This is a genomic window from Paraburkholderia caffeinilytica, from assembly GCF_046030355.1.
Classification (GTDB): domain Bacteria; phylum Pseudomonadota; class Gammaproteobacteria; order Burkholderiales; family Burkholderiaceae; genus Paraburkholderia; species Paraburkholderia caffeinilytica_B.
In genome coordinates this window covers 60875-81517 of record NZ_JAQQCQ010000021.1, presented here as the reverse complement: position 1 = coordinate 81517, position 20643 = coordinate 60875, and the positions used below count along the sequence as shown (strand labels likewise).

The 20643-nt window shown below is 61.6% G+C and carries 20 protein-coding genes; 9 read left to right on the top strand and 11 right to left on the bottom strand.

What is annotated here, in order from left to right; translation table 11 throughout:
- Positions 1-5 precede the first annotated feature (5 nt).
- A complete protein-coding gene (locus PQQ95_RS27255; RefSeq protein ID WP_408442994.1) occupies positions 6-782 on the top strand; it encodes a class II aldolase/adducin family protein in 777 nt (258 codons plus the stop codon).
- A 63-nt stretch (positions 783-845) separates the two neighbouring features.
- Positions 846-1037: a 4-oxalocrotonate tautomerase gene (locus PQQ95_RS27250; RefSeq protein ID WP_154567521.1), complete on the top strand. Its 192-nt coding sequence runs from the start codon at positions 846-848 to the stop codon at positions 1035-1037.
- A gap of 101 nt (positions 1038-1138) precedes the next feature.
- On the opposite strand, the gene PQQ95_RS27245 is transcribed toward PQQ95_RS27250, so the two are convergent.
- The 7 genes from PQQ95_RS27245 to garD all read right to left on the bottom strand — a co-directional run bounded on the left by PQQ95_RS27245 (position 1139) and on the right by garD (position 9423).
- Positions 1139-2344 carry a porin gene (locus PQQ95_RS27245; RefSeq protein ID WP_408442991.1) on the bottom strand — a complete coding sequence of 402 codons (1206 nt, stop codon included), beginning with the start codon at positions 2342-2344 and terminating at the stop codon, positions 1139-1141.
- 73 nt (positions 2345-2417) lie between these two features.
- A complete protein-coding gene (locus PQQ95_RS27240) occupies positions 2418-3770 on the bottom strand; it encodes a TRAP transporter large permease (RefSeq protein ID WP_408442988.1) in 1353 nt (450 codons plus the stop codon).
- A 7-nt stretch (positions 3771-3777) separates the two neighbouring features.
- Positions 3778-4257 (bottom strand): TRAP transporter small permease, encoded by a 480-nt coding sequence (locus PQQ95_RS27235; RefSeq protein ID WP_408442985.1) that lies wholly within the window; start codon positions 4255-4257, stop codon positions 3778-3780.
- 140 nt (positions 4258-4397) lie between these two features.
- On the bottom strand, positions 4398-5390 hold the full coding sequence (locus PQQ95_RS27230) for a TRAP transporter substrate-binding protein (RefSeq protein ID WP_408442982.1): 993 nt from the start codon (positions 5388-5390) through the stop codon (positions 4398-4400).
- Between the two features lie 640 nt (positions 5391-6030).
- Complete coding sequence (locus PQQ95_RS27225; RefSeq protein ID WP_408442979.1) at positions 6031-6960, bottom strand: SMP-30/gluconolactonase/LRE family protein; 930 nt, start codon at positions 6958-6960, stop codon at positions 6031-6033.
- On the bottom strand, positions 6957-7799 hold the full coding sequence (locus tag PQQ95_RS27220) for an NAD-dependent epimerase/dehydratase family protein (RefSeq protein WP_408442977.1): 843 nt from the start codon (positions 7797-7799) through the stop codon (positions 6957-6959). Before PQQ95_RS27220 ends, PQQ95_RS27225 begins: the two co-directional genes overlap by 4 nt.
- 34 nt (positions 7800-7833) lie before the next feature.
- Positions 7834-9423 (bottom strand): galactarate dehydratase, encoded by a 1590-nt coding sequence (garD, locus tag PQQ95_RS27215; RefSeq protein WP_408442974.1) that lies wholly within the window; start codon positions 9421-9423, stop codon positions 7834-7836.
- Positions 9424-9638: 215 nt separating this feature from the next.
- On the opposite strand from garD, the gene kdgD reads away from it, so the two are divergent.
- Both kdgD and PQQ95_RS27205 read left to right on the top strand, forming a co-directional pair.
- Positions 9639-10556: a 5-dehydro-4-deoxyglucarate dehydratase gene (kdgD, locus tag PQQ95_RS27210; RefSeq protein WP_408442971.1), complete on the top strand. Its 918-nt coding sequence runs from the start codon at positions 9639-9641 to the stop codon at positions 10554-10556.
- Between the two features lie 474 nt (positions 10557-11030).
- On the top strand, positions 11031-11774 hold the full coding sequence (locus tag PQQ95_RS27205) for a FadR/GntR family transcriptional regulator (RefSeq protein ID WP_408442968.1): 744 nt from the start codon (positions 11031-11033) through the stop codon (positions 11772-11774).
- A gap of 233 nt (positions 11775-12007) precedes the next feature.
- On the opposite strand, the gene PQQ95_RS27200 is transcribed toward PQQ95_RS27205, so the two are convergent.
- The gene (locus tag PQQ95_RS27200) at positions 12008-13591 is read right to left on the bottom strand and encodes an aldehyde dehydrogenase (NADP(+)) (protein WP_408442965.1); all 1584 of its coding nucleotides are present in this window, start codon (positions 13589-13591) and stop codon (positions 12008-12010) included.
- A gap of 226 nt (positions 13592-13817) precedes the next feature.
- On the opposite strand from PQQ95_RS27200, the gene garL reads away from it, so the two are divergent.
- A complete protein-coding gene (gene garL, locus PQQ95_RS27195) occupies positions 13818-14618 on the top strand; it encodes a 2-dehydro-3-deoxyglucarate aldolase (RefSeq protein ID WP_408442963.1) in 801 nt (266 codons plus the stop codon).
- Entirely contained in the window at positions 14519-15544 is a 1026-nt protein-coding gene (locus PQQ95_RS27190) for a 2-hydroxy-3-oxopropionate reductase (protein ID WP_408443148.1), read from the top strand. The genes garL and PQQ95_RS27190 overlap by 100 nt, the downstream gene beginning before the upstream one ends.
- Before the next feature lie 104 nt (positions 15545-15648).
- On the opposite strand, the gene PQQ95_RS27185 is transcribed toward PQQ95_RS27190, so the two are convergent.
- Together PQQ95_RS27185 and PQQ95_RS27180 are read right to left on the bottom strand one after the other, a co-directional pair.
- On the bottom strand, positions 15649-16941 hold the full coding sequence (locus PQQ95_RS27185; protein ID WP_408442961.1) for an MFS transporter: 1293 nt from the start codon (positions 16939-16941) through the stop codon (positions 15649-15651).
- 29 nt (positions 16942-16970) lie between these two features.
- Positions 16971-17798, bottom strand: coding sequence for an NAD-dependent epimerase/dehydratase family protein (locus PQQ95_RS27180; RefSeq protein ID WP_408442958.1), 828 nt, complete (start codon positions 17796-17798; stop codon positions 16971-16973).
- A 426-nt stretch (positions 17799-18224) separates the two neighbouring features.
- Here PQQ95_RS27180 and PQQ95_RS27175 point away from each other — a divergent pair, with 426 nt between their 5' ends.
- The 3 genes from PQQ95_RS27175 to PQQ95_RS27165 all read left to right on the top strand — a co-directional run bounded on the left by PQQ95_RS27175 (position 18225) and on the right by PQQ95_RS27165 (position 19708).
- Positions 18225-18764, top strand: coding sequence for a DUF2867 domain-containing protein (locus PQQ95_RS27175; protein WP_408442955.1), 540 nt, complete (start codon positions 18225-18227; stop codon positions 18762-18764).
- Positions 18765-19101: 337 nt separating this feature from the next.
- Entirely contained in the window at positions 19102-19434 is a 333-nt protein-coding gene (locus PQQ95_RS27170; RefSeq protein ID WP_408442952.1) for a type II toxin-antitoxin system RelE/ParE family toxin, read from the top strand.
- A complete protein-coding gene (locus PQQ95_RS27165; protein ID WP_063498788.1) occupies positions 19421-19708 on the top strand; it encodes a helix-turn-helix domain-containing protein in 288 nt (95 codons plus the stop codon). Before PQQ95_RS27170 ends, PQQ95_RS27165 begins: the two co-directional genes overlap by 14 nt.
- A gap of 182 nt (positions 19709-19890) precedes the next feature.
- Here the strand turns inward: PQQ95_RS27165 and PQQ95_RS27160 are convergent, their stop codons facing one another.
- The gene (locus PQQ95_RS27160) at positions 19891-20643 is read right to left on the bottom strand and encodes an IclR family transcriptional regulator (RefSeq protein WP_408442949.1); all 753 of its coding nucleotides are present in this window, start codon (positions 20641-20643) and stop codon (positions 19891-19893) included.

The window sequence follows — 20643 nt, the reverse complement described above, 5'->3', positions numbered from 1 at the left end:
CAGACATGTCGTTCACCCACACGCCCACCGGCCGTGTCGCCGAGGCAGGCCCAAGGTCCGAAGCGGAACAGCAGACCCGCGTCGACCTGGCGGGCGCCTATCGCCTCGCGGCGCTCAACGGCTGGGACGATCTGATCTACACGCATATCTCAGCGAGCGTTCCCGGCGAACCCGGCCACTTCCTGATCAACCCGTTCGGCCTCGCGTTCGACGAAGTGTGCGCGTCGAACCTGGTGAAGATCGATATCGAAGGCAATATCGTCGGCGCGAGCGAGCATCCGGTCAACGCCACCGGCTTCGCCTTGCACGCCGCCGTGCACGCGGCCCGCGCCGATGCTTTTTGCGTGATGCATTTGCACAATACAGCGGGCGTAGCGGTTTCCGCGCAACCGGCCGGTTTGCTGCCCGCGTCGCAACATGCGCTGCGTTTTTACGGTCACCTCGCGTATCACGATTACGAAGGTCTCGCCTTTACGCCGGCCGAAGGTGAACGCCTCGTCGCGCATCTCGCCGACAAACCCGCCATGCTGCTGCGCAATCACGGCACGTTGACCGCCGGCCGCACCGTTGCGGAAGCCTATGTATTGATGGCGACGCTGATCAAGGCCTGCGAAATCCAGTTGCAGGCGCAAGCATGCGGCAGCGAGCTTGTCGTGCCGGGCGATGCCGTAGCCGCACGCACTGCCGACCAACTGTATGACGGCGGTGCGATCGAAGGCGCGCTGGAATGGCCGGCTTTGCTACGCAAGCTCGACCGGATCGATCGCGCCTATCGCGATTGAATTCGCGCCCCAACGTCCTCAGCCTTAACGTCCTCAATCACATTCTTAAACGGAGCCACAACAATGCCCACGTTTCATATCGAACTCTTCGAAGGCCGCTCGGTGGAACAGAAACGCCAATTCGTCGAAGCCATTACTAAAGCGACCTGCGAATCGCTCGGCGTTGAACCGAATTCAGTCGACATCATCCTGACCGACGTCAAACGCGAAAACTGGGCGACGGGTGGGCGTTTGTGGTCCGACGCGGACGCGTAAATGCCGCGCGCGTTGCGCGCGCAGCAGGTATTTCCGGGCGACGCGTAGCTGAAACGCGTCGCCGTAGCAGCGTCGACAAACGCCGCTACACCCCCAGGCAATCAGAACCGGTGAATGATGCCCACACCCGCAGCAAACTGACTGCGTGACGAGGACGGCGCACTGTTCTGGCCATCGCCGATATCGGCCGTTGCGTTGATGATGGTTGTGCCAGTCTTCGTCGGCGCCAAGGTCTGGCCGCCCGCACGTTGATAGGCCTCCACGGCATACAGCCCAGTACGCTTGGAAAGGCTGTAGTACTGCGAAAGGTTGAATTGCTGATAACGTGCCGAGCTCGAGATGCCATTCGATTCCGTTGCACGCGTATAGCTATAACCAGCCGCCAGGTCCAGCGCTGACAACGGCTTGAAGTGCAGCACCGCGCCAGCCGTATTGAAGATCGCCTCACCGTGGAACAGCGAGTTGACGCCTGGAATATATTGCACGTTCGAATACGAGAAGGAGACGTCCCACTGCGAGCTGAATGCATAGCCGCCCGTCACCGCAACGCGCTGCTGCGCCTGCGCCGTCTGGTACCCGTTATTGATGCCCGACACAGCCGTCTGCGCGCCCGCATTCGACGTCGTGGAGTTAGGATCCCACGCACCGCCGCCCGGCGCCGCGTTATTGATGCGCTGGTAGCCCGCCGCGATCCCGAACGGACCGTGCAGGTACTGGATCGCCGCGCTGATCGTCGAGCCCGCATTGGTGCTGCCCGCTACGCCGCCCAGCGAATACGAACCGCTCACAGTCAGGCCGTACATGTTCGGCGATGTGTACACCAGCGAGTTGTTCGCACGGTACAGCGTATCCATCGAATCGAGATCGCCCGGGTGTGCGCCGTACGCGCCCGTCAGCCACGTGGTCGGGCTATAGGGCGACAGCAGCGTGTAGTACGACGTGTATTGACGGCCGGCCGTGAGCGAGCCGTAGGTTGCGTTGGCCACGCCGACATACGCCTGCCGGTTGAACGCGAGACCCGAGGTCGATTGCGCGCCGGTTGCGCTGTTAAAGCCTTCTTCCAACTGGAAGATCGCCTTCGTGCCGCCGCCCAGATCTTCGGCACCCTTCAAGCCGAAGCGGCTGCCTGCCCAGACACCGTTCACCATCTTGACGGCCGAGCGGCCGCCGGTCGTCGAACCGAGTGACGTCTGGCTGCTCTGATAACCGATCCCCGTATCGATGATCCCGTACAGCGTCACGCTGGTTTGGGCGTGTGCGCCGAGGGCGACCAACCCAAGGGCCGAGGTTGCTATTACCTTTTTCATTTCTGCTCCTCTGTAAAAAACTTATTTGTCGTATCTGGCAGTGCCACACCGGCGCCGATTCTGGATCGAGCGTTCAGAACACCGGGTGACCATTGATCAGGCTAGGCAACCATGTCGAGAACATCGGTACGTACGTCACGATATTGATCGCGCTGAAGATCGCCAGGTAATAAGGCCACGCCACTTTGGTGGTTTCACCTATCGATACATTGCCGATCGCGCAACCGATGAACTGCACCGAGCCAATCGGCGGATGCACGAGGCCCAATGCACAGTTCAGCAGAATCATGATCCCGAACTGAACGGGGCCGACGCCTGCATGCATCGCCATCGGCAGGAACAAGGGCGTGGTGATCAGAATGTGCGCGGCCATGTCGACGAACGTGCCGAGAAAAATCTGGATGATGTTGATGTAAAGCAGCATCAACCAGGGCAGGCTCGTTGCACCGTCGAGCATGTGTTCGATGGCGTCGGGAATCTCCAGATAGGCCATCTGATAGCGCAGCATGTTCGACACGCCGATCAGCAGCAACACCACGCCGGTGGTTTTCGCCGCCTTGGCGAGCGCATGAGCGAGTTTCTTCATCGTCATCGTGCGATACACCACGATGGTCAAGACTAGCGAATAAGCCACGGCAATCGCCGCTGCTTCTGTCGCGGTGGCAATCCCTCTCGCTACGCAGAACAGAATGATCGCGATCACCATCAAGCCGGGCAGCGCGCCGAGGAACGTGCGGGCCACCGCGAACCAGCCCGGAAAGCGCTGCAATTCGGTCGAGCCGTCAGCGCGGCGCGGATAGCCGAATTTGACCGCTTGCCAGTACGCGGCGATAAGCACGAAACCCATCACCCACAGAACCGGCAACAGCCCCGAAAACAACAGATCGCCGATCGACACACCACTCATCTGATGCCCGTTCAGCGTGCCGGTGATGCCCTGGGCCGCGAACGCATAGATGATCATGTTCGTCGACGTGGGCATGAGCGCGCCCGCCAGCGACGAATGGGTCGTCACGTTGACCGCGTAGGCCGCGCTGTAGCCTTCGCGCTTCATCAACGGAATGACGACGCCGCCCATGGCGGACGTATCCGCCGTCGGCGAACCTGACACGCCGCCGAACAGCGTGCACGCGACCACGTTAGCCATGCCGAGCCCGCCGCGGAAATGCCCCACCGTGGCCTGCGCGAAGCGCAGGATGCGGTCGGCGATACCGCCGTGCAGCATCAACTCGCCGGAGAAAATGAAGAACGGGACCGCGAGAAACGAAAACGCGTTCATTCCCGAAATCATCGACTGCATGGCGGTGGCCGCCGGCAAGCCCTCATACAGATACGTCAGGACGCACGAGAGTCCCAACGCGAACGAAACAGGAACCCCGAATACGAGGAAAACGAGGAAACTAACTGAGAGGATGGCAAGTTCCATGATTCTTCTATTTGTGTTTCTGTGCGAAAAGCCCCAGCAGGTTCTCGAACGAGAACAGAGCGATGCAGGCGCTGGCAATGACCGGAATCAGATAACGAAGCGCTTCCGGAAGGCCCAGAATCGGGATCTTGTCGTCCATGGTGGTCTCCGCCATTTGCCCGCAGCCGAAGAAAATCGCCACCGCCAGCACGATCAGGCAAATATGCTGGAACGCATGGGCGATCAACTGGCCTTTCGGCGGCAGTTTCTTGACTAGCGAGTCAAGCCCGATGTGGCCGCCTTCGCGAACTTTGAGCGCGGCGCCGAACATGGCGATCACAATCACCAGTAGGAGGGCGATGGGCTCGACGAAATCCGGTGCATCGCTGAAGACGTAGCGCATCACGACGCTATAAATCACCAGCAGGCATAGCGTGGCGAGACTCGCCGACGCCACGACCACCAGCACGCGGAAGAGAAAATCATTTGGGCGTTTCATGAATCTCATTGACCCCATCCTTGCATACGGCGGATTTATATTTAATCTTCAGGAATCCTTCTGACTATCACCGGATTCAGGAAACCGCGTGCCGGGAAACCCGCGCAGCGCGTGCTGCGCGGTCTTTCCCCGCCACGTTATTTCCGAACTTATTTGACTGCCTGGATTTCGTCGACGAGCTGCTTCATTTGCGGCGTCTTTTCATACTTCGCCCACACCGGCTGCATCGCCTTCACGAAAGCAGGACGGTCGATCTGCGACGCGGTAACGATCGTCGCGCCACCCTTGGTCACCGTCTTTGCCGCGTCGTTTTCACGCGCAGTCCACAGTTTCGTGTAATAAGGCACGGAGTCAGCCGCCGCCTTCTTGATGATGTCCTGTTCCTGCGGCGTCAGCGTGTCCCATACCTTCTTGGAGAACACGAGGACTTCCGGCGTCATTGAATGCTGGGTTTCGGAATAGACCTGCGCGACTTCGAAATGCTTGGTCTCTTCATACGACGGCAGATTGTTTTCCGCGCCATCCACGAGACCCGTCTTCAGGCCCGTATAGACTTCGGCGAACGGCATCGGCGTCGGTGTGCCGCCCATCGCCTTGATTTCGTCGACCATCAGATCCGAAGGCTGCACACGCACCTTGAGCCCCTTCATGTCGGCGGGCGAATGGATGGCCTTCTTCGCGTACATCGAGCGCGCGCCGCTCTCATAGAACGTCAGCGCGATCATGCCCTTCGCCTTGAAGGCGTCGAGAATCTTCTGGCCTTCCGGGCCGTACATCACTTTGCGGAAATGGTCGATGTCGCGAAACAGGAACGGCAGCGACGGAATCATCGATTCCGGCACGATCTCGTTAAACGCAGCACCGTTGGCGCGCGCCATATCGAGTGCGCCGATCCGTACCTGGTCGATCGTGTCGTTTTCGGAACCGAGCGCGCTGTTGCCGAAGACCTTCACGGAATCCTTGCCACCGGTTGCCTTGCTGATTTCTTCACCCATGTATTTCACGGCCATATTGGTCGGATAGGTGTCGCCATGCACGTCCGACACCCGGAACACGCGCGCGTGTGCCGACACGGTGCTGAACGCCAGCACGGAGGCCGCGACAATCATCGAAACACGGGAAGAGGCAAACTTGTTTTTCATCGTGACATTCCTTGAAATTAGATCATCCAGATGCGGAAGGCCGTTTGCGGAAGACCGCTTTCGCGGGGCCGCTTACGGAGGGCCGCTTATGGATGCGACATGGTTTTGATGCGTCTCCCGGCTCCACACACGCAGCCCCTTTGGGTAGCGAGCGGTTTGCCGTGCTGGCCTGCTTTGACTTCCCCGGCACAGATGCTCAGCACTCCTGTCAGACAACTCGACTTCTTTACTCCGACTGCTTCGGCATAAATCCCACGCACGGCGTCATGCGCTTGGAGGACGTTGCCCGCTTTGTCCCGCAGCCTCAAACTATCTTGAAATGAATTTGTTGGGGCTCATATGTTGTACGACGACATATGAAGTCTATAAAACGCAGTTTGAGTTGTACAGCCGGTATTTACCCGCACGACGATGAATTGGAGCTAAAAATTTTCAGGCCGAAAAATGGCTTAAAAGCCATGTCAGAATGGGAGTCGAGCAAAATCCCCACCTGGCGGCTTGATATTTTTCGTAGAGAGGAAGATGACCCGAGAGTGGCATTTTTGCCACTATGTTGTACGACAAGTGATGAATAAAAAGCTGAAACTGTTGGGCGCCGACGTGCTAATACCCCGGCGCCCTACCCCATGTACGTCGCTTTTTAGAGTTCGCCCGCGTATTCGGGCTCGGGCAGCCCGGTCACGCCGGGGCGCACGGCAAACAGGTGGCCGTCATGTTCGCTCGCGCCCGTCGCGGGGCGAATCGACGTCACGAACAGCGTATCCAGATCCGGGCCGCCGAACGCGCACATGGCAGGCTTCACGGCCGGCACAGCGATCTGCCGATCGAGCTTGCCTTGCGGTGTAAAGCGCAGCAACAGGCCGGCGTCGTTCGCGCAGATCCAGTAGCAGCCGTCGGCATCCACCGCGGCGCCATCCGGACGCCCGGCGTAATCATGGAGGTCAGCGAAGACGCGCCGATTGCGCGGTACGCCCGACTCGATGTCGTAGTCGAATGCCCAGATTTGCCGGCGCAGAGGATGCGAGTCCGACAGATACATCGTGGTCCCGTCGGGCGACCACGCCAGACCGTTTTGCGTGATCAACGCGTCGATGACCGGCTCCGACAGCACGCCGCGCTCGTCGAAACGATAGAGCGCACCCGCCGGATTTGCCGCAGCCATGTCCTGCACCATCGTGCCGGACCAGAAGCGCCCTTGCCGATCGCAACGGCCGTCGTTGAAGCGCATGTCGGCAAACGGGAAGTGCGGCGCGGCGAGCTTTCTGCCCGCCACCTTCATCGGTTCGCCGCGCGCCGCGCCTTCAGTCAGCGCGACCGCGAAGAGCCCCGTCTCACAGCCCGCCAGCACCGTGCCGCGATGATCGAAGGCGATGCACGCCACCCGCTCCGGCAATTGCCACTCGGCGCGCTCCCCCGAATCGGGCCGCAAGCGCACGATCTTTTGCGCCGGAATATCCACCCAGTAAAGCGCCTGTTCCACCGCACGCCACACCGGACTCTCGCCGACCGACGCGGGCGCCTCCCCTGCCGCCTCGACACGCTCCACCCGCGGATTCGCCATGGCGCTCACCGTTTCGGCTCCATCGGACCGGCCAGCACAAAAGGGCCGCCCTGGAAATGCTGCGTCGGATCGCCGAGGTCGGCCGTAGGCGCCGTGACCGGAAAGAGGTGCTCGAACTCGACCGAACTGTCCTGCGGGCGAAAACCGAGGAACGCCGCCTTGGTGTTGTCGATCCACTTGGTCCGGTTATCCGACACGCCATAGACGATGGCATGCCCAACCCGGTTGGTGAACAGCGAGCAGCGCACCAGTTCGATAAAGTCGCGAAAACTCAGATAGGTGACGAGCATGCGCGGATTCTTGGGCTGCTCGAACGACGAACCGATTCGCAGACACACGGTCTCGAGACCGAAGCGGTCGAAGTAATAGCGCGACAGCGATTCGCCAAAACACTTCGTCACGCCATACAGGCTGTCGGGACGCAGCGGCGCGTCGATATCGACCACCGATGTCGTCGGATGGAAGCCCACGGCATGATTCGAGCTCGCATACACGATGCGCTTCACGCCCTGCTTCTGCGCGGCCGAATAGAGGTTGTACAGGCCGCGGATATTCGCTTCGAGCAGATCTTCGAACGGCGCCTCGACGGAGATGCCGCCAAGATGAACGACCGCATCCACACCTTCGAGCAGCGCGTGAACGGCGGCTTCATCCGCGAGATTCACGATCGATGCTTCTTCGTGCGCCGCCACTTCGCCCAGCGGCGCGATATCGGTGACGCGCACCACGTCGGCCCAGGCAACGAGCGCACCGCGCAACTGTTTGCCGAGGTTGCCGGCCGCGCCGGTAAGCAGAAGACGGCGGAAAGGTTTCTGCGCCGCCGGGCGGTCAAGGTTCGAGTCAGTCATGTCTCAGTCTTTGTCGTGATTACGATCGGTACTATCAGGTCACCGGCGCCGGATTGAACAGCGTCAGCGCATTGTGAAGTTTGAGTTTTTCCGCGCAGGTCTCTTTACGCCCGCTTGCAACGTCGAGCATCAGCCGGAACAGCTCCCAACCCACGTCTTCGATCGTCGCGGCGCCGGTCGCGATAGTACCGGCGTTGATATCCATCAGATCGTGCCAGCGGCGCGCGAGATCGGAGCGCGTCGCGACCTTGATGACGGGCACTTCCGCGAGACTGTAGGGCGTGCCGCGGCCGGTCGTGAATACATGCAGGTTGATGCCCGCTGCGACCTGCAGCGTGCCGCAGATGAAATCGCTGGCCGGCGTGGCCGCGTAAATCAGGCCCTTCTGCCTGACCTTTTCGCCAGGCGACAACACGCCGGAAATCGCCGAGTTGCCCGACTTGATGATCGAGCCCATCGCCTTTTCAACGATGTTCGACAAACCGCCCTTCTTGTTGCCGGGCGTGGTGTTGGCGCTGCGGTCCGCGCCGCCGCGCTTCAGATAATCGTCGTACCACTGCATCTCGCGGATGATCGCGGCAGCCACCCCCGGGTTCGCCGCGCGCGCCGTCAGTTGATCGACACCGTCGCGCACTTCGGTGACTTCGGAGAACATCACCGTCGCGCCGGCGCGCACCAGCAAATCGGTGGCGAAGCCCACAGCGGGATTCGCAGTCAGCCCGGAAAACGCATCGCTGCCGCCACATTGCACACCGACCACCAGATCGGCGGCCGGGCAGGTCTCGCGGCGGCGATTGTTCAACCGTTTCAGGTGACCGTCGGCCATTCTCGTGATCGACTCGATCATCGACTGGAAGCCGACGTGCGCTTCGTCCTGCAACACCACCACGTCGCCGTTCAGATCGGCCTCGACGTCGCCGATGTCAGCCACTTCGGCGACATTCGCTGCAGCGGCAATCGGAATCGTGCCCGGCGGCATCAGGCGTTCGGGTTGCAGCTTCTCGCAACCGAGGCTGACCATCATCACTTCGCCGCCGAAGTTCGGATTCAGGCTGATATTGCGCACGGTGCGGATCGGCACCATCGCGTCCGGCGCGTCGATCGCGACGCCGCAACCATAGGTGTGGCCGAGGCTCACCACATCGTCGACGTTCGGGTAGTGCGGCAGCAGCTCGGCCTTGATACGCGTGACCGCGTGCTGAACCACGTCGGCCACGCATTGCACCGTGGTCGTGATCGCCAGAATGTTGCGCGAGCCGACTGAGCCGTCGGCATTGCGATAGCCCTCGAACGTGAAGCCTTCCAGCGGCGGCATGTCCGGCGCCTTGATGGTGGCGATCGGCAGATCTTCCAGTCCCGGCGGACTCGGCATGCGGATCACGTGTTCGTTGATCCAGCTGCCCTTCGGCAAGGCCTTCAGCGCATAACCAATCACCACGTTATAACGGATGACCTCGTCGCCTTCCGCGAGATCGGCCAGCGCGACTTTGTGCCCTTGCGGAACACGCTCGCGCAGCGCGAGGCCATCGGGGAATACGGCGCCCTCACCCAGACCGCCGTCGTTGACGACAATCGCGACGTTGTCATTGGGGTGAACGCGAATGTAGAGCGGAGTTTGTTGCATCACATCGATCCTTGTGGCGATTTCACGCCGGCTGCATCAATCATTCATACGTCATCCTACAACATGAAAGATTGCTCAGACGTTCCGTATTTACCCTATAGCGTGCATTATGCCGCCAAAACCCCGTTGAGTTAGTCGAATTGTTGTTGTACGATGACGTATAAGAAATCTTCATTTCTACATACCGCCCCTATTCGACGCCCTGGATACTCATCATGACGACACCGCAGGAACTGAAGCAGATCGTTTCCGAAGGCCTTCTGTCCTTCCCCGTTACCGACTTCGACGAGCAAGGCGATTTCCGCGCCGACACCTATGCCGAGCGCCTCGAATGGCTCGCGCCTTACGGCGCGTCGGCCCTGTTCGTCGCCGGCGGCACGGGCGAATTCTTCTCGCTCACGCATAACGACTACTCGAACGTCGTGCGTACGGCAACCGAGGTCTGCAAAGGCAAGGTGCCGATTCTGGCCGGCGCGGGTGGCCCGACCCGCGTGGCGATCGCGTATGCGCAAGAAGCCGAGCGTCATGGCGCGAACGGCATTCTGTTGATGCCGCACTATCTGACCGAAGCCTGCCAGGAAGGCATTGCGGCGCACGCGGAAGAAGTCTGCAAGTCCGTGCCGAACATGGGCGTGATCATTTACAACCGTGCGAACTCCAAGCTTAACGCCGACATGCTCGAAAAGCTGGCCGAGCGCTGCCCCAACCTGATCGGCTTCAAGGACGGCGTGGGCGAGATCGAGAACATGGTGTCGATCCGCCGCCGCCTCGGCGACCGCTTCTCGTACCTCGGCGGCCTGCCGACCGCTGAAGTCTACGCCGCAGCCTATAAGGCGCTGGGCGTACCGGTGTACTCGTCGGCCGTGTTCAACTTCATCCCGAAGACGGCGATGGATTTCTATCGCGCGATTGCCGCGGACGACCATGCAACGGTCGGCAAGCTGATCGACGAATTCTTCCTGCCGTATCTGGCGATCCGCAACCGCCGCCAGGGCTACGCGGTCAGCATCGTGAAGGCCGGCGCGAAACTGGTCGGCCACAGCGCAGGTCCGGTGCGTGCGCCGCTGACCGATCTGACCGAAGAAGAAATGGCGCAACTCGACACGCTGATCAAGAAGCTCGGCGCGCAGTAACGCAGTAACGCGCGAAGCCAGCGCAAAGCTGGCTCACGCATGCAGCACCGCAAAGAGCGCCCGGGACGGCAACGTCGCCGGGCGCTTTTTCATTGATAAAAATTCTGTAGACAACGGCGGAATGGAGCCGCACCGCGAGCCCGCCCCCCGTCCCTCGCGAAGACCTGGTGCTCAACAGCGCGCCGGTTTTCTTCGGCCTGAACGCCCTGCTGACGGCGTTAGCTACCCCGTGATCGTGAAAGCCATCAAACGGATCAAACTGCGCCGGAGCCCGCGGTCAGGCTGTTATCGTACTTCCCTGCGCACCTTGCAAAACCAGGCGGCGCGTCCGCCAGGCACCTGAAACCGGGCATCGACACCGGGTTTAATGCCGATGCCTAAAAATGATCTGGCGTTTATATAATCAGTCGTCAGACGACGGTATAATGAATCACAGAAAGTATCTGCAACTATCTGATTCGAGGGGCGTTTTTGATGGCTACACCACTGGCATCCGCGGTACCGCCACGACGCGCGCGCAATCTTGCCGAGTTTGTCGTCAGCTACGTTACCGAGCAAATCGCGTCTAACGCCTTGAAGCCCGGCGACAAACTGCCGACCGAGTCGCAATTGATGGTCACGCTAAGCGTGAGCCGCACGGTTATCCGCGAAGCGATTTCACGCCTGCAGGCGGGCAAGATCATCGAGACGCGCCACGGCATCGGCAGTTTCGTGCTGGAACCGCAGCGCGAAAAGCTGGGTATCGACATGGTGCCCGCCACCACCTTGCGCGACGTGCTGTCGATCCTGGAACTGCGCATCAGCCTCGAAACGGAATGCGCGGGTCTGGCGGCTCAACGGGCCAAACCGGACGATCTCGCGCGCATGCGCGCCGCGCTCGATGCGATCGAAGCCACCCGCCACAACGGATTGGATAGCGTCGACGCCGATCTGCAGTTCCATATCTCCGTGGCGCGAGCAACCGGCAACCGGTATTTCGTCGACATCCTCACGCAAATGGGCAGCGCGCTGATCCCGCGCAATCGGCTGGATTCGGCGGGGATCGCACGCGCCGAACCTGACGCGTATCTGTCGCTCGTCAACCTTGAGCACGAAAGCATTCTCGAGGCGATCACGCGGCACGACGCCGAAGGGGCGCGCGCGGCAATGCGCATGCACCTGTCCAATAGCCGCGAGCGGTTGCGGCGCGCCAACGAAAGCGCGGAAGCCAATAGCTAGAATTTTGCGCTGGGCACGCGTCAGTTCCTCTGATTCATTACGCTGAACGGTATGGACCGGGGACATAGGTAACAGGTGTGCGGAGACATGGGTAACACATAGTCCGCTCATTCCTGTTATCCATCTCCCCGATCCATACAGCCAAACGCAAGAAAATGGCCGGGAGCATTGACATGCATCCCGGCCATTTTTTATCTCGCGCGGCGCCCGCTCAGGCGCCGCTCATGCATCGGTCAGCTACGCGTGATCTCGCCATCACGACAACGCCACAGGTCCAGCGGGTTGGCATCGGCCAGCGATTCCGGCAGCAGATCAGCCGGGAAATCCTGATAACACACCGGACGCAGGAAACGCTCGATCGACGTCGTCCCCACTGACGTCGCGCGGCTATCGGACGTGGCCGGGAATGGGCCGCCATGCACCATCGCGTGCGACACCTCGACGCCGGTCGGGAAACCGTTGACCAGGATCCGCCCGGCCTTGCGCTCGAGAATCGGCACCAATTTCTTCGCCACCGCCAGATCCGCGCTATCCATTTGCACCGTGGCCGTCAACTGACCGGCGAAGTGCTCGGCAACCGCGAGCAGTTCCTGCTCGTCCTTGCATCGCACGACGGTCGACGCGGGCCCGAAAACCTCGTCCTCCAGCGCCGGCGTGGACAGGAAGGTCAGCGCGTCGGTCACGAACAAGGCTGCGCGCGCTTGCGTGGGGCCCGTCGCATCAACGCCTTGCGCGACCGTTTCGACACCCCGCGTTGCCGCCAGCTTGCCTTCGCCCTCTTCATAGGCGGCGTGGATGCCGGCCGTCAGCATGGTCTGGGCCGGCTTGCCGCTCAGCGCTTCGGACGCCGTTGCAAGGAAGCCTTTGAGCGCCTCGCCGTCGACGGCGATCGCAAGCCCCGGGTTGGTACAGAACTGCCCCGCGCCGAGCACCAGCGAATCGACGAAGCCCCGCGCGATGCTCTCACCGCGCTGCGACAATGCATTCGCCAGGAGAAACACCGGGTTGATACTGCTCATTTCCGCGTAGACCGGAATCGGCTCGGCCCGCGCGGCCGCGACACGCATCAGCGACGTGCCGCCCGCGCGCGAACCCGTGAAGCCCACCGCCTTGATCGCCGGATGCGCGACCAGCGCTTCACCAACGGCATTGCCGGCGCCGACGATCATCGAGAACACGCCTTCAGGCAGGTCCATGTCTTGCGCGACCTGCTGGATCACGCGGCCGACCATCTCCGACGTACCGAGGTGCGCGCGATGCGCCTTCACCACCACCGGGCAGCCCGCCGCGAGTGCCGCAGCGGTGTCGCCGCCCGCCACCGAAAACGCGAGCGGAAAATTGCTGGCGCCGAACACGGCGACCGGGCCCACCGGAATCTTTTGCATCCGCAGATCGGAACGCGGCAGCGGCTTGCGCTCGGGCAACGGTGAATCGAGCGTGGCGGCGAGCCATTGACCGGCGCGCACGACTTGCGCGAACAGTTTGAGCTGGCCGGTCGTCCGGCCGCGCTCGCCTTCGAGACGAGCCTTCGGCAGGCCGGACTCTTCGTGCGCACGCTGGATCAGCGCGTCGCCGAGCGCCGTGATGCCGTCCGCGATACGCTCCAGAAACTCGGCGCGCAACGTGAGCGGCAAATGCCGGTACGGATCGAACGCTTTCTGTGCGAGTTCACAGGCACGCTCGACATTCGCGACCGACCCGCTGCCGAACACCGGCTCGGCGATATCGGAACCCGTGGCAGGATTGAACGCACGCAGGGGTTTTTCCTCGCCACGCACTGCTTTGCGGCCAATCAACATTTCGCCGGTAATAGACATTTCACTTTCCTTGGATGGACACCATAGATATAAGTCATCCTATAACATTAAATGGCGTCCGCGCAACCTGAAACCCTTTCCCTAGGAGTAATCCGGGTTTACGTGGCCGTTACAACCTATCGCACCGATGCTAACCTTCACCAAGACATACGATGACTTATAACATCCACTTTTAGTAAACGTTGGAGCTCGCCCAGTTCACCGCACAGTTCGAGGAGACACCCGCATGACAGCCGTCACGCCTTACCAGCCCTTACCCAATAGCTTTCGCCGCGCCGTCCGCAGTGGCGAAACCCTGATCGGCTGCTGGGCTTCGCTCGCTAGCCCGATTGCCACGGAACTGCTCGGCACGGTCGGCTTCGACTGGATGCTGCTGGATGCCGAACACGCGCCGAACGACGTTCTGACGCTGATTCCCCAGCTGATGGCGCTCAAGGACAGCCCGAGCGCGCCGGTGGTGCGCCCGCCGGCCAACGACAGCGTGTTCATCAAGCGACTCCTGGATAGCGGCTTCTCGAATTTTCTGGTGCCGTTCGTCGACAGCGCCGAAGATGCGGCGCGCGCCGTCGCGGCGACGCGTTACCCGCCTCAGGGCATCCGCGGCGTCTCGGTGAGTCAACGAGGCAATCGCTACGCGACCATTGCCAATTACTTCGACATCGCCAACGACAACGTCTGTGTCATCGTTCAGATCGAAAGCCGCAAGGCGGTCGATAATATCGACGAGATTCTCGCCGTGGACGGCGTCGATGCCGTTTTCGTCGGACCGTCCGATCTCGCAGCAGCCTATGGCCACATCGGCAAGCCGAATCATCCTGACGTGCAACAGGCGATAGCGCGCGTTTTCGAGCGCGCCCAGGCCGCCGGCAAGCCGAGCGGCATCCTCGCGCCCGTGCAGGCCGACGCGGAGCGCTATCTCTCGATGGGCTGCCGCGTCATCGCAGTCTGTGCCGATATGGGGCTGCTGAAAGCCGCCGCGCAGACCGTTCAGCAACACTTCATGCAGAAACAGGCGGACCGGAAGTAAAGACGGCCGCCACGACATCTCCGGAGATTTCCATGCAAAAAGCAGGCTTTATCGGACTCGGCATCATGGGCAAGCCCATGGCCGCCAACCTTCTCAAGAACGGCGTGGCGCTTGCGGCGTTTACACGCAGCGGCGTACCCGACGACCTCGTCCAGGCGGGCGCCGTCGCGTGTGACAGCCCGGCCGCGGTGGCCGCGCATGCCGACGTGATCTTCGTCATGGTGCCGGACACGCCGGACGTGGAACGCGTGCTGTTTGGCGAACACGGCCTCGCCGAGGCCTTGCGTCCCGGGCAAACCGTGGTCGACATGAGCTCGATTTCGCCGATGGCCACCCGCGACTTCGCCGCCCGCGTGCGTGAGCATGGCGCGGACTATATGGATGCGCCGGTTTCCGGTGGCGAGGTCGGCGCGAAGGCCGGTTCGCTGACTATCATGGTGGGCGGCGAAACGGCGACCTTCGAGAGCGTCAAGCCGCTCTTCGACATGATGGGCAAGAATGTCACGCTGATCGGCGCTGTTGGCGCGGGCCAGGTGTGCAAGGTGGCCAATCAGGTGATCGTCGCTGCGACGATCGAAGCCGTCGGCGAAGCGCTGCTGCTCGCCTCCAAAGCCGGCGTCGATCCGGCGCGCGTGCGCGAAGCGTTGATGGGCGGCTTTGCGTCCTCGCGCATTCTCGAAGTGCACGGTGAGCGGATGACGAAGCGCACCTTCGATCCGGGCTTCCGGATCGAGCTCCACCAGAAGGATCTGAATCTCGCGCTCTCGACGGCCCAGGCGCTCGGCGTTTCCTTGCCGAACACGGCCACCTGCCAGCAGCTCTTCAACGCCTGTGTGGCGCATGGCGGCAAGGCGTGGGATCACTCCGCCATGGTGCGCGCGCTCGAAATACTGGCCAATCACGAAATCGGCCAGAAGACCGCTTAAGCCCGAAGATCCAACTCCAAACGCCGCTCCCCCTGCTCCATGCAAATAGAGAAAGGGGAACGGCGCGTCCATTCACTTCGCGGCCCGGACCCAACAACCGCAACTCACCTGGCCGCCGCACCCGCCGCCACCCAGCGCGGGTCGACGGTCTTATCACCACTTCGGGCCAGCAGGCACACCACAGCCGCTGCGACAATGTCGAACACCGCCAGCACCACGAACAGCGGGCTGTATCCGATCTGCGTGACCAGCACGCCGAACAGCGCCGTGAACGCCGCGGCGCCCAGGTAACCCGCCATGCCGCCCATCCCCGTGGCGGTCGCCACTTCGTTCTTGCCGAACATGTCGGAGGTAATCGCGTACAACGCACCCGACAGGGTCTGGTGGGCAAAGCCGCCGACGCACAGCAGCGCAACGGCCGCATAAGGGCTCGCCACCAACCCGACACAAGCCGGCCCGATCATGCAGAGCGCGCCAACAACGAATACCATCTTGCGGGACGTGAACAGCGAGACCTTCGCGTACTTATGAAACAGCGGGCTGAGATAGCCACCCAGCACGCAACCGATATCCGCGGCCAGAAAAGGCATCCACGCATACAGCGCGACTTCCTTCAGGTTCATGTGCCGCTCGGTCATCATGTACAGCGGGATCCACGCGTTGAAGGTCTGCCAGGCCGGCTCGGAAAGAATGCGGGGAATGCCGATTGCCCAGAAATCGCGGCTGCCGAGCATGGACACCCAACTGCGTTTGGCCGCACCGGCGTCGCTGTGTTTTGCTTCCTGCCCGCTGAGGATGTAATCACGCTCGGCGTCGCTCAACAGTTTCTGTTTCTGCGGGTGCTTGTACAGCAGCATCCACAGCGCGCTCCAGACTATCCCCGCCACGCCGACGATCAGGAAAGCCCATTGCCATTGACCGTGCAACAACGCCCAGACGACCAGCGGCGGCGCCAGTAACGCGCCGACGGATGAGCCGATATTGAACCAACCGATCGCAACGGAACGCTCCTTGGCCGGAAACCACTCGCTCGTCGCCTTGACGCCGGCCGGGATGCCGGCCGCTTCGGCGATTCCGAGCACGCCGCGGAAAAACGCCAGGCTGCGCCAGCCCGTCGACCATGCCGCCGCAGCGCAGGCCAGCGACCAGGCCAGCGCGAACGCCGCGAAGCCGATCTTGGTGCCGACGGTATCGAGCACGTAGCCCGCGACCGGCTGCATGAACGCATAGCAAAGCTGCCACGCCACCACGACATGCGAATACTGCACGGTCGTGATGTCGAGGTCCTTCATCAGCGTCGGCGCCGCCACCGACAGCGTATTGCGCGCGAGGTAATTGATGATGAGCCCGGCCGCGACCAGGCTGACCATCCACCAGCGGATGCCCTTGATTTTCATGACTGCGTTTCCTCGTATTCCTTAACCGATCAGAACGGCCGGCCCGCTGTGCCGTGGCCAACTGCGTCGTCGCGCGAGTAATCGATGCCGACGAAGCTGCCGCCCTGGTAACGCTGCCCCAAAGCATCGAGCGGGTTCGGCCGCGCCAGTATTTCCTCGGCGTAGACTTCAGCGTTCTGGGTCGGCTGATAGCCGAGGCGCGCCGCGCCGCTGTTGTCCCACCAACTACGTGTGTTGGCCGACACACCCCACACGGTGATGAAACCGACGTCCTCTGCGTCGACACAGCGGTCGAGGAAATGCAGCAGGTCGCGATGACCGAACCAGGTGCTCAGGTGCCGCGGCTCGGTCGGCCGCTCAAGACAACTGCCGATGCGCACGCAAATACTCTCGATGCCGTGCTTGTCCCAATACATTCTTGCCAGCGCTTCGCCCCACACCTTGCTCAGGCCGTAGAAACCGTCCGGACGCAGCGCGCAATCAAGACTGAGGTGGTCAGTGACTGGATACATGCCGATCGCATGGTTCGAGCTGGCGAACACCACGCGCCGAACGCCTTGCCGGCGCGCGCCTTCGTACACCTCGACCAGCGCGCGCAGATTGTTGTCGATGATTTCGGGCAGCGGACGCTCCACGCTGGTGCCGGCGAAGTGGATCAGCACGTCGACACCTGCCAGCAGTCGATCCACGACGGCGGGATCGCGCAGGTCTCCGTGCATCACGTCTTCGCCTTCCACCAGCGGTGCGAGGGGCTTCGAACCCGCAGCCGAACGCAACGGAATGCCACGGCCGACTAACGCCGCCCGCACTACCGAGCCGAGCTGGCCGCCGGCCCCACTCAGGGCAATCTTTTTCATAAGGTTCCTTTACAGCGCCGCGCGCTTGAAGCCGGAGGACGGCAAGCGGTTAAGCCGTGGCGGCAGCGGATCAGCTTCGATAAGCTAGTTGTACGATAACGTACTATTATCGATTCACGAGTGAATTTCAACTAGGCATTTACCCGTACGAGCCTTAATCAGGCGGAGATTTATCTTTTGCAAACAAGCACATATCAGCACGCCGCTCATGCGACGTCATATAACTAGAAGCGCAAATAAAGCTGAGTCATATGCCAGCAACGCGCCGCCCCGAACGCTCGACGAGCACCGGCGCTTTAGCACGCGTTGCCGAGCGCGCATCGTCGCGCACGCGTAGACTTGATGCGCACGCGCGCGATCGACCTGCGGCATCCTGCGGCGAGGTCGCCCTTTCCACCCCGATCTCTTTTAGCGCAGCCCCCTCCCATGCCAGACGCCAACCGTTCCGTGCTTTCCGTCGCTTTGCCGGCCGAATCCGGCGTAGCTCGCCTGTACGATGCGCCGGACCTTGCCGACGCGTACGCGATCCGCTTGCCGGACAACGCGATCGACGATCCGGAATTGCTCGCGCGTTTTCTGTTCGCGCATCAGGCGAAATGGGTGGCGAAGTTACTGGGACTACGCGATGCGTTGGTCACCCGCTTCGGGCTCAAAACGTCGAAAGAGTTGCGCGCGGCGATTTCCCCCGGCGCGCGGGATCGAGTCGACATTTTCCGAATCTACACGCGCAGCGCGCGCGAGATCATCCTCGGCGAGAACGACAGTCATCTCGACTTCAGGCTTTCGGTATTGCAGCAAACGCGCGATACCCGCGAGGGCAGCGCACGCTATCTGACTCTGTCCACTGTCGTGCAGTGTCACAACGGACTCGGGCGGTTCTATATCGTTGCCATCGCACCGTTCCACCGCCTGGTGGTTCGTTCGACGTTGCGCCGCGCGGCGCTCATCGGCTGGCCGACTATTTGACGGATTGGCTAGCCATCCGGCTAATAGAAAGTCGGCGCGAACGGAGTTATTGTCGGTGAATGACGCGCGGATCTGATTCGCGCCGCCCATTCAGCCAGCCAATGCCACAGGAGACCTCCATCGTGCCGCGCCCGATATCGCGTTCAGCACCACTCAACCCGGCCGAACAGCTAGTTGCGCCAACGCCGTCGTAACCGCTCATCGCGGTCCTGCCTTCGCCCTCTTCTCGTCGTTCGATCCTTGCCTCGCAGCGCGGCCGCCGTTTGCTGAATCACAGCAGCACACCGCGAGCCGGCCTGCTTGCGCACAAATAACATATTTGTTATCATCAATTTCAATGGCATTTACGATCGACTTCTACAACGAAAAGGTCAAAGTGAACGTTGCCTCCCTGCCGAAAACGCTGCTTGCACGCTTCATCGCGCTGGCCGATCGCATGGAGGAATACGGCCCGAATCTCGGCGAGCCGCACACCGCGTCAATGGGCGGTGGTTTGTTCGAGATGCGCCTGAAAGGCGCCGAAGGCATCGCCAGAGTGTTCTACTGCTCGATCGTGGAACGGAAAATCGTCATGCTTCACAGCTTCGTGAAGAAGTCGCAACAAACGCCGCGCAATGAACTGGACGTGGCGCGCAAAAGACTGCTGGAGACCCGAAATGGCAACCTATAAGGCAATGCGCGAACGGGCGCTCGCCGATCCCGAAGTACGCGCCGAATACGAGCGGCTGAACCGCGAAGAATTCGCGCTGCTCGACCAGATGCTCGCCGCGCGCCGCGAAGCCGGCTTGACGCAAGCGCAGGTCGCCGAACGCATGGGCACGAAAGCACCGGCCATCACCCGGCTGGAGCGGGCGCTTGCGTCGGGGCAGCATTCACCCTCTATCGATACCTTGCGCAGATACGCCGCCGCGTGTGGCAAGCAACTGTTTATCTCGATCGCGTAGCCGGCGTAACAGCGGTGTTGAGTTTTTGCAGGAGCGCGTTTTGCGGGGGGACTCTTTGGAGCGGTGGGTCGCAGCGGTGGGTCGCAGCGGTGGGTTGCAGCAATGGGCCGCTGCGGTAGGTTTCAACATTGAATCGCAACGTTAAAACCTCGCAGGATTGAAACATGACACCCACGCACCGCTTATTCCTGCGGCTCTTGCTTTTCCTGTGCTTCGATCGCCTGCTTCACGCGCATCAATTCGACCGCGTGGGCCTTCTGATCCTTCTGTATGCGCTCGGTCGGGCCCACAACCGAAAGACCGTACAGGTCTCCGCTAATCGTCACCGCCACCGCGATCGCCGACAACTCCGGCGCGCTTTCGCCGAGATTGGAGCACCAGCCTTGAGCCTTCGCATCCGCCGCTTGCGCGACGAGCGCGGGCAGATCGGCGACGGTCGCCGAGGTGAAGTGTTCGAACGACAGTTGCGCGCCGAGCGACTGCTGCGCGGCAGCATCGAGCTCACCGAAAATCGCCTTGCCGATAGAATTGGCGTGCAAGGGCCGCAACTCGCCGGGCGCGCGCGTGTAGCGGATCGCCTTGGTCGACTCGACCACATCGAGATACACCACGGCCGTGCCGTGAATCTTGCCGAGCACCGCCGTCTCGCCACTCGCGTCGCGCAATTCGACGAGCCGTGGATGCACCATCTCCACAATCGGGTCAACCGCGTTGATGGCGTTCGCGAGCAATTGCAAGCGACGCGTCGGATAGTAGCCGCCGCGTTTTCTGACCTCGTACAGATAGCCGCGGCTCACCAGCGTACGAGCGAGCGCGAGACAGCTCGACACCGGCACGTTCAGCAAACGCGCGAGTTCAGTGAGCGGCAGCGGCCGTTGCTCGGCGGCGAACAATTCGAACAGGTCTAACGTGCGGGCAACGAGTTTGACATCCAT

Coding starts and splice junctions, on each gene's coding strand:
- PQQ95_RS27255 (WP_408442994.1), top strand. CDS start 6: ATGTCGTTCACCCACACGCCCACCGGCCGTGTCGCCGAGGCAGGCCCA.
- PQQ95_RS27250 (WP_154567521.1), top strand. CDS start 846: ATGCCCACGTTTCATATCGAACTCTTCGAAGGCCGCTCGGTGGAACAG.
- PQQ95_RS27245 (WP_408442991.1), bottom strand. CDS start 2,344: ATGAAAAAGGTAATAGCAACCTCGGCCCTTGGGTTGGTCGCCCTCGGC.
- PQQ95_RS27240 (WP_408442988.1), bottom strand. CDS start 3,770: ATGGAACTTGCCATCCTCTCAGTTAGTTTCCTCGTTTTCCTCGTATTC.
- PQQ95_RS27235 (WP_408442985.1), bottom strand. CDS start 4,257: ATGAGATTCATGAAACGCCCAAATGATTTTCTCTTCCGCGTGCTGGTG.
- PQQ95_RS27230 (WP_408442982.1), bottom strand. CDS start 5,390: ATGAAAAACAAGTTTGCCTCTTCCCGTGTTTCGATGATTGTCGCGGCC.
- PQQ95_RS27220 (WP_408442977.1), bottom strand. CDS start 7,799: ATGACTGACTCGAACCTTGACCGCCCGGCGGCGCAGAAACCTTTCCGC.
- garD (WP_408442974.1), bottom strand. CDS start 9,423: ATGCAACAAACTCCGCTCTACATTCGCGTTCACCCCAATGACAACGTC.
- kdgD (WP_408442971.1), top strand. CDS start 9,639: ATGACGACACCGCAGGAACTGAAGCAGATCGTTTCCGAAGGCCTTCTG.
- PQQ95_RS27205 (WP_408442968.1), top strand. CDS start 11,031: ATGGCTACACCACTGGCATCCGCGGTACCGCCACGACGCGCGCGCAAT.
- PQQ95_RS27200 (WP_408442965.1), bottom strand. CDS start 13,591: ATGTCTATTACCGGCGAAATGTTGATTGGCCGCAAAGCAGTGCGTGGC.
- garL (WP_408442963.1), top strand. CDS start 13,818: ATGACAGCCGTCACGCCTTACCAGCCCTTACCCAATAGCTTTCGCCGC.
- PQQ95_RS27185 (WP_408442961.1), bottom strand. CDS start 16,941: ATGAAAATCAAGGGCATCCGCTGGTGGATGGTCAGCCTGGTCGCGGCC.
- PQQ95_RS27180 (WP_408442958.1), bottom strand. CDS start 17,798: ATGAAAAAGATTGCCCTGAGTGGGGCCGGCGGCCAGCTCGGCTCGGTA.
- PQQ95_RS27175 (WP_408442955.1), top strand. CDS start 18,225: ATGCCAGACGCCAACCGTTCCGTGCTTTCCGTCGCTTTGCCGGCCGAA.
- PQQ95_RS27170 (WP_408442952.1), top strand. CDS start 19,102: ATGGCATTTACGATCGACTTCTACAACGAAAAGGTCAAAGTGAACGTT.
- PQQ95_RS27165 (WP_063498788.1), top strand. CDS start 19,421: ATGGCAACCTATAAGGCAATGCGCGAACGGGCGCTCGCCGATCCCGAA.
- PQQ95_RS27160 (WP_408442949.1), bottom strand. CDS start 20,643: ATGGATGTCAAACTCGTTGCCCGCACGTTAGACCTGTTCGAATTGTTC.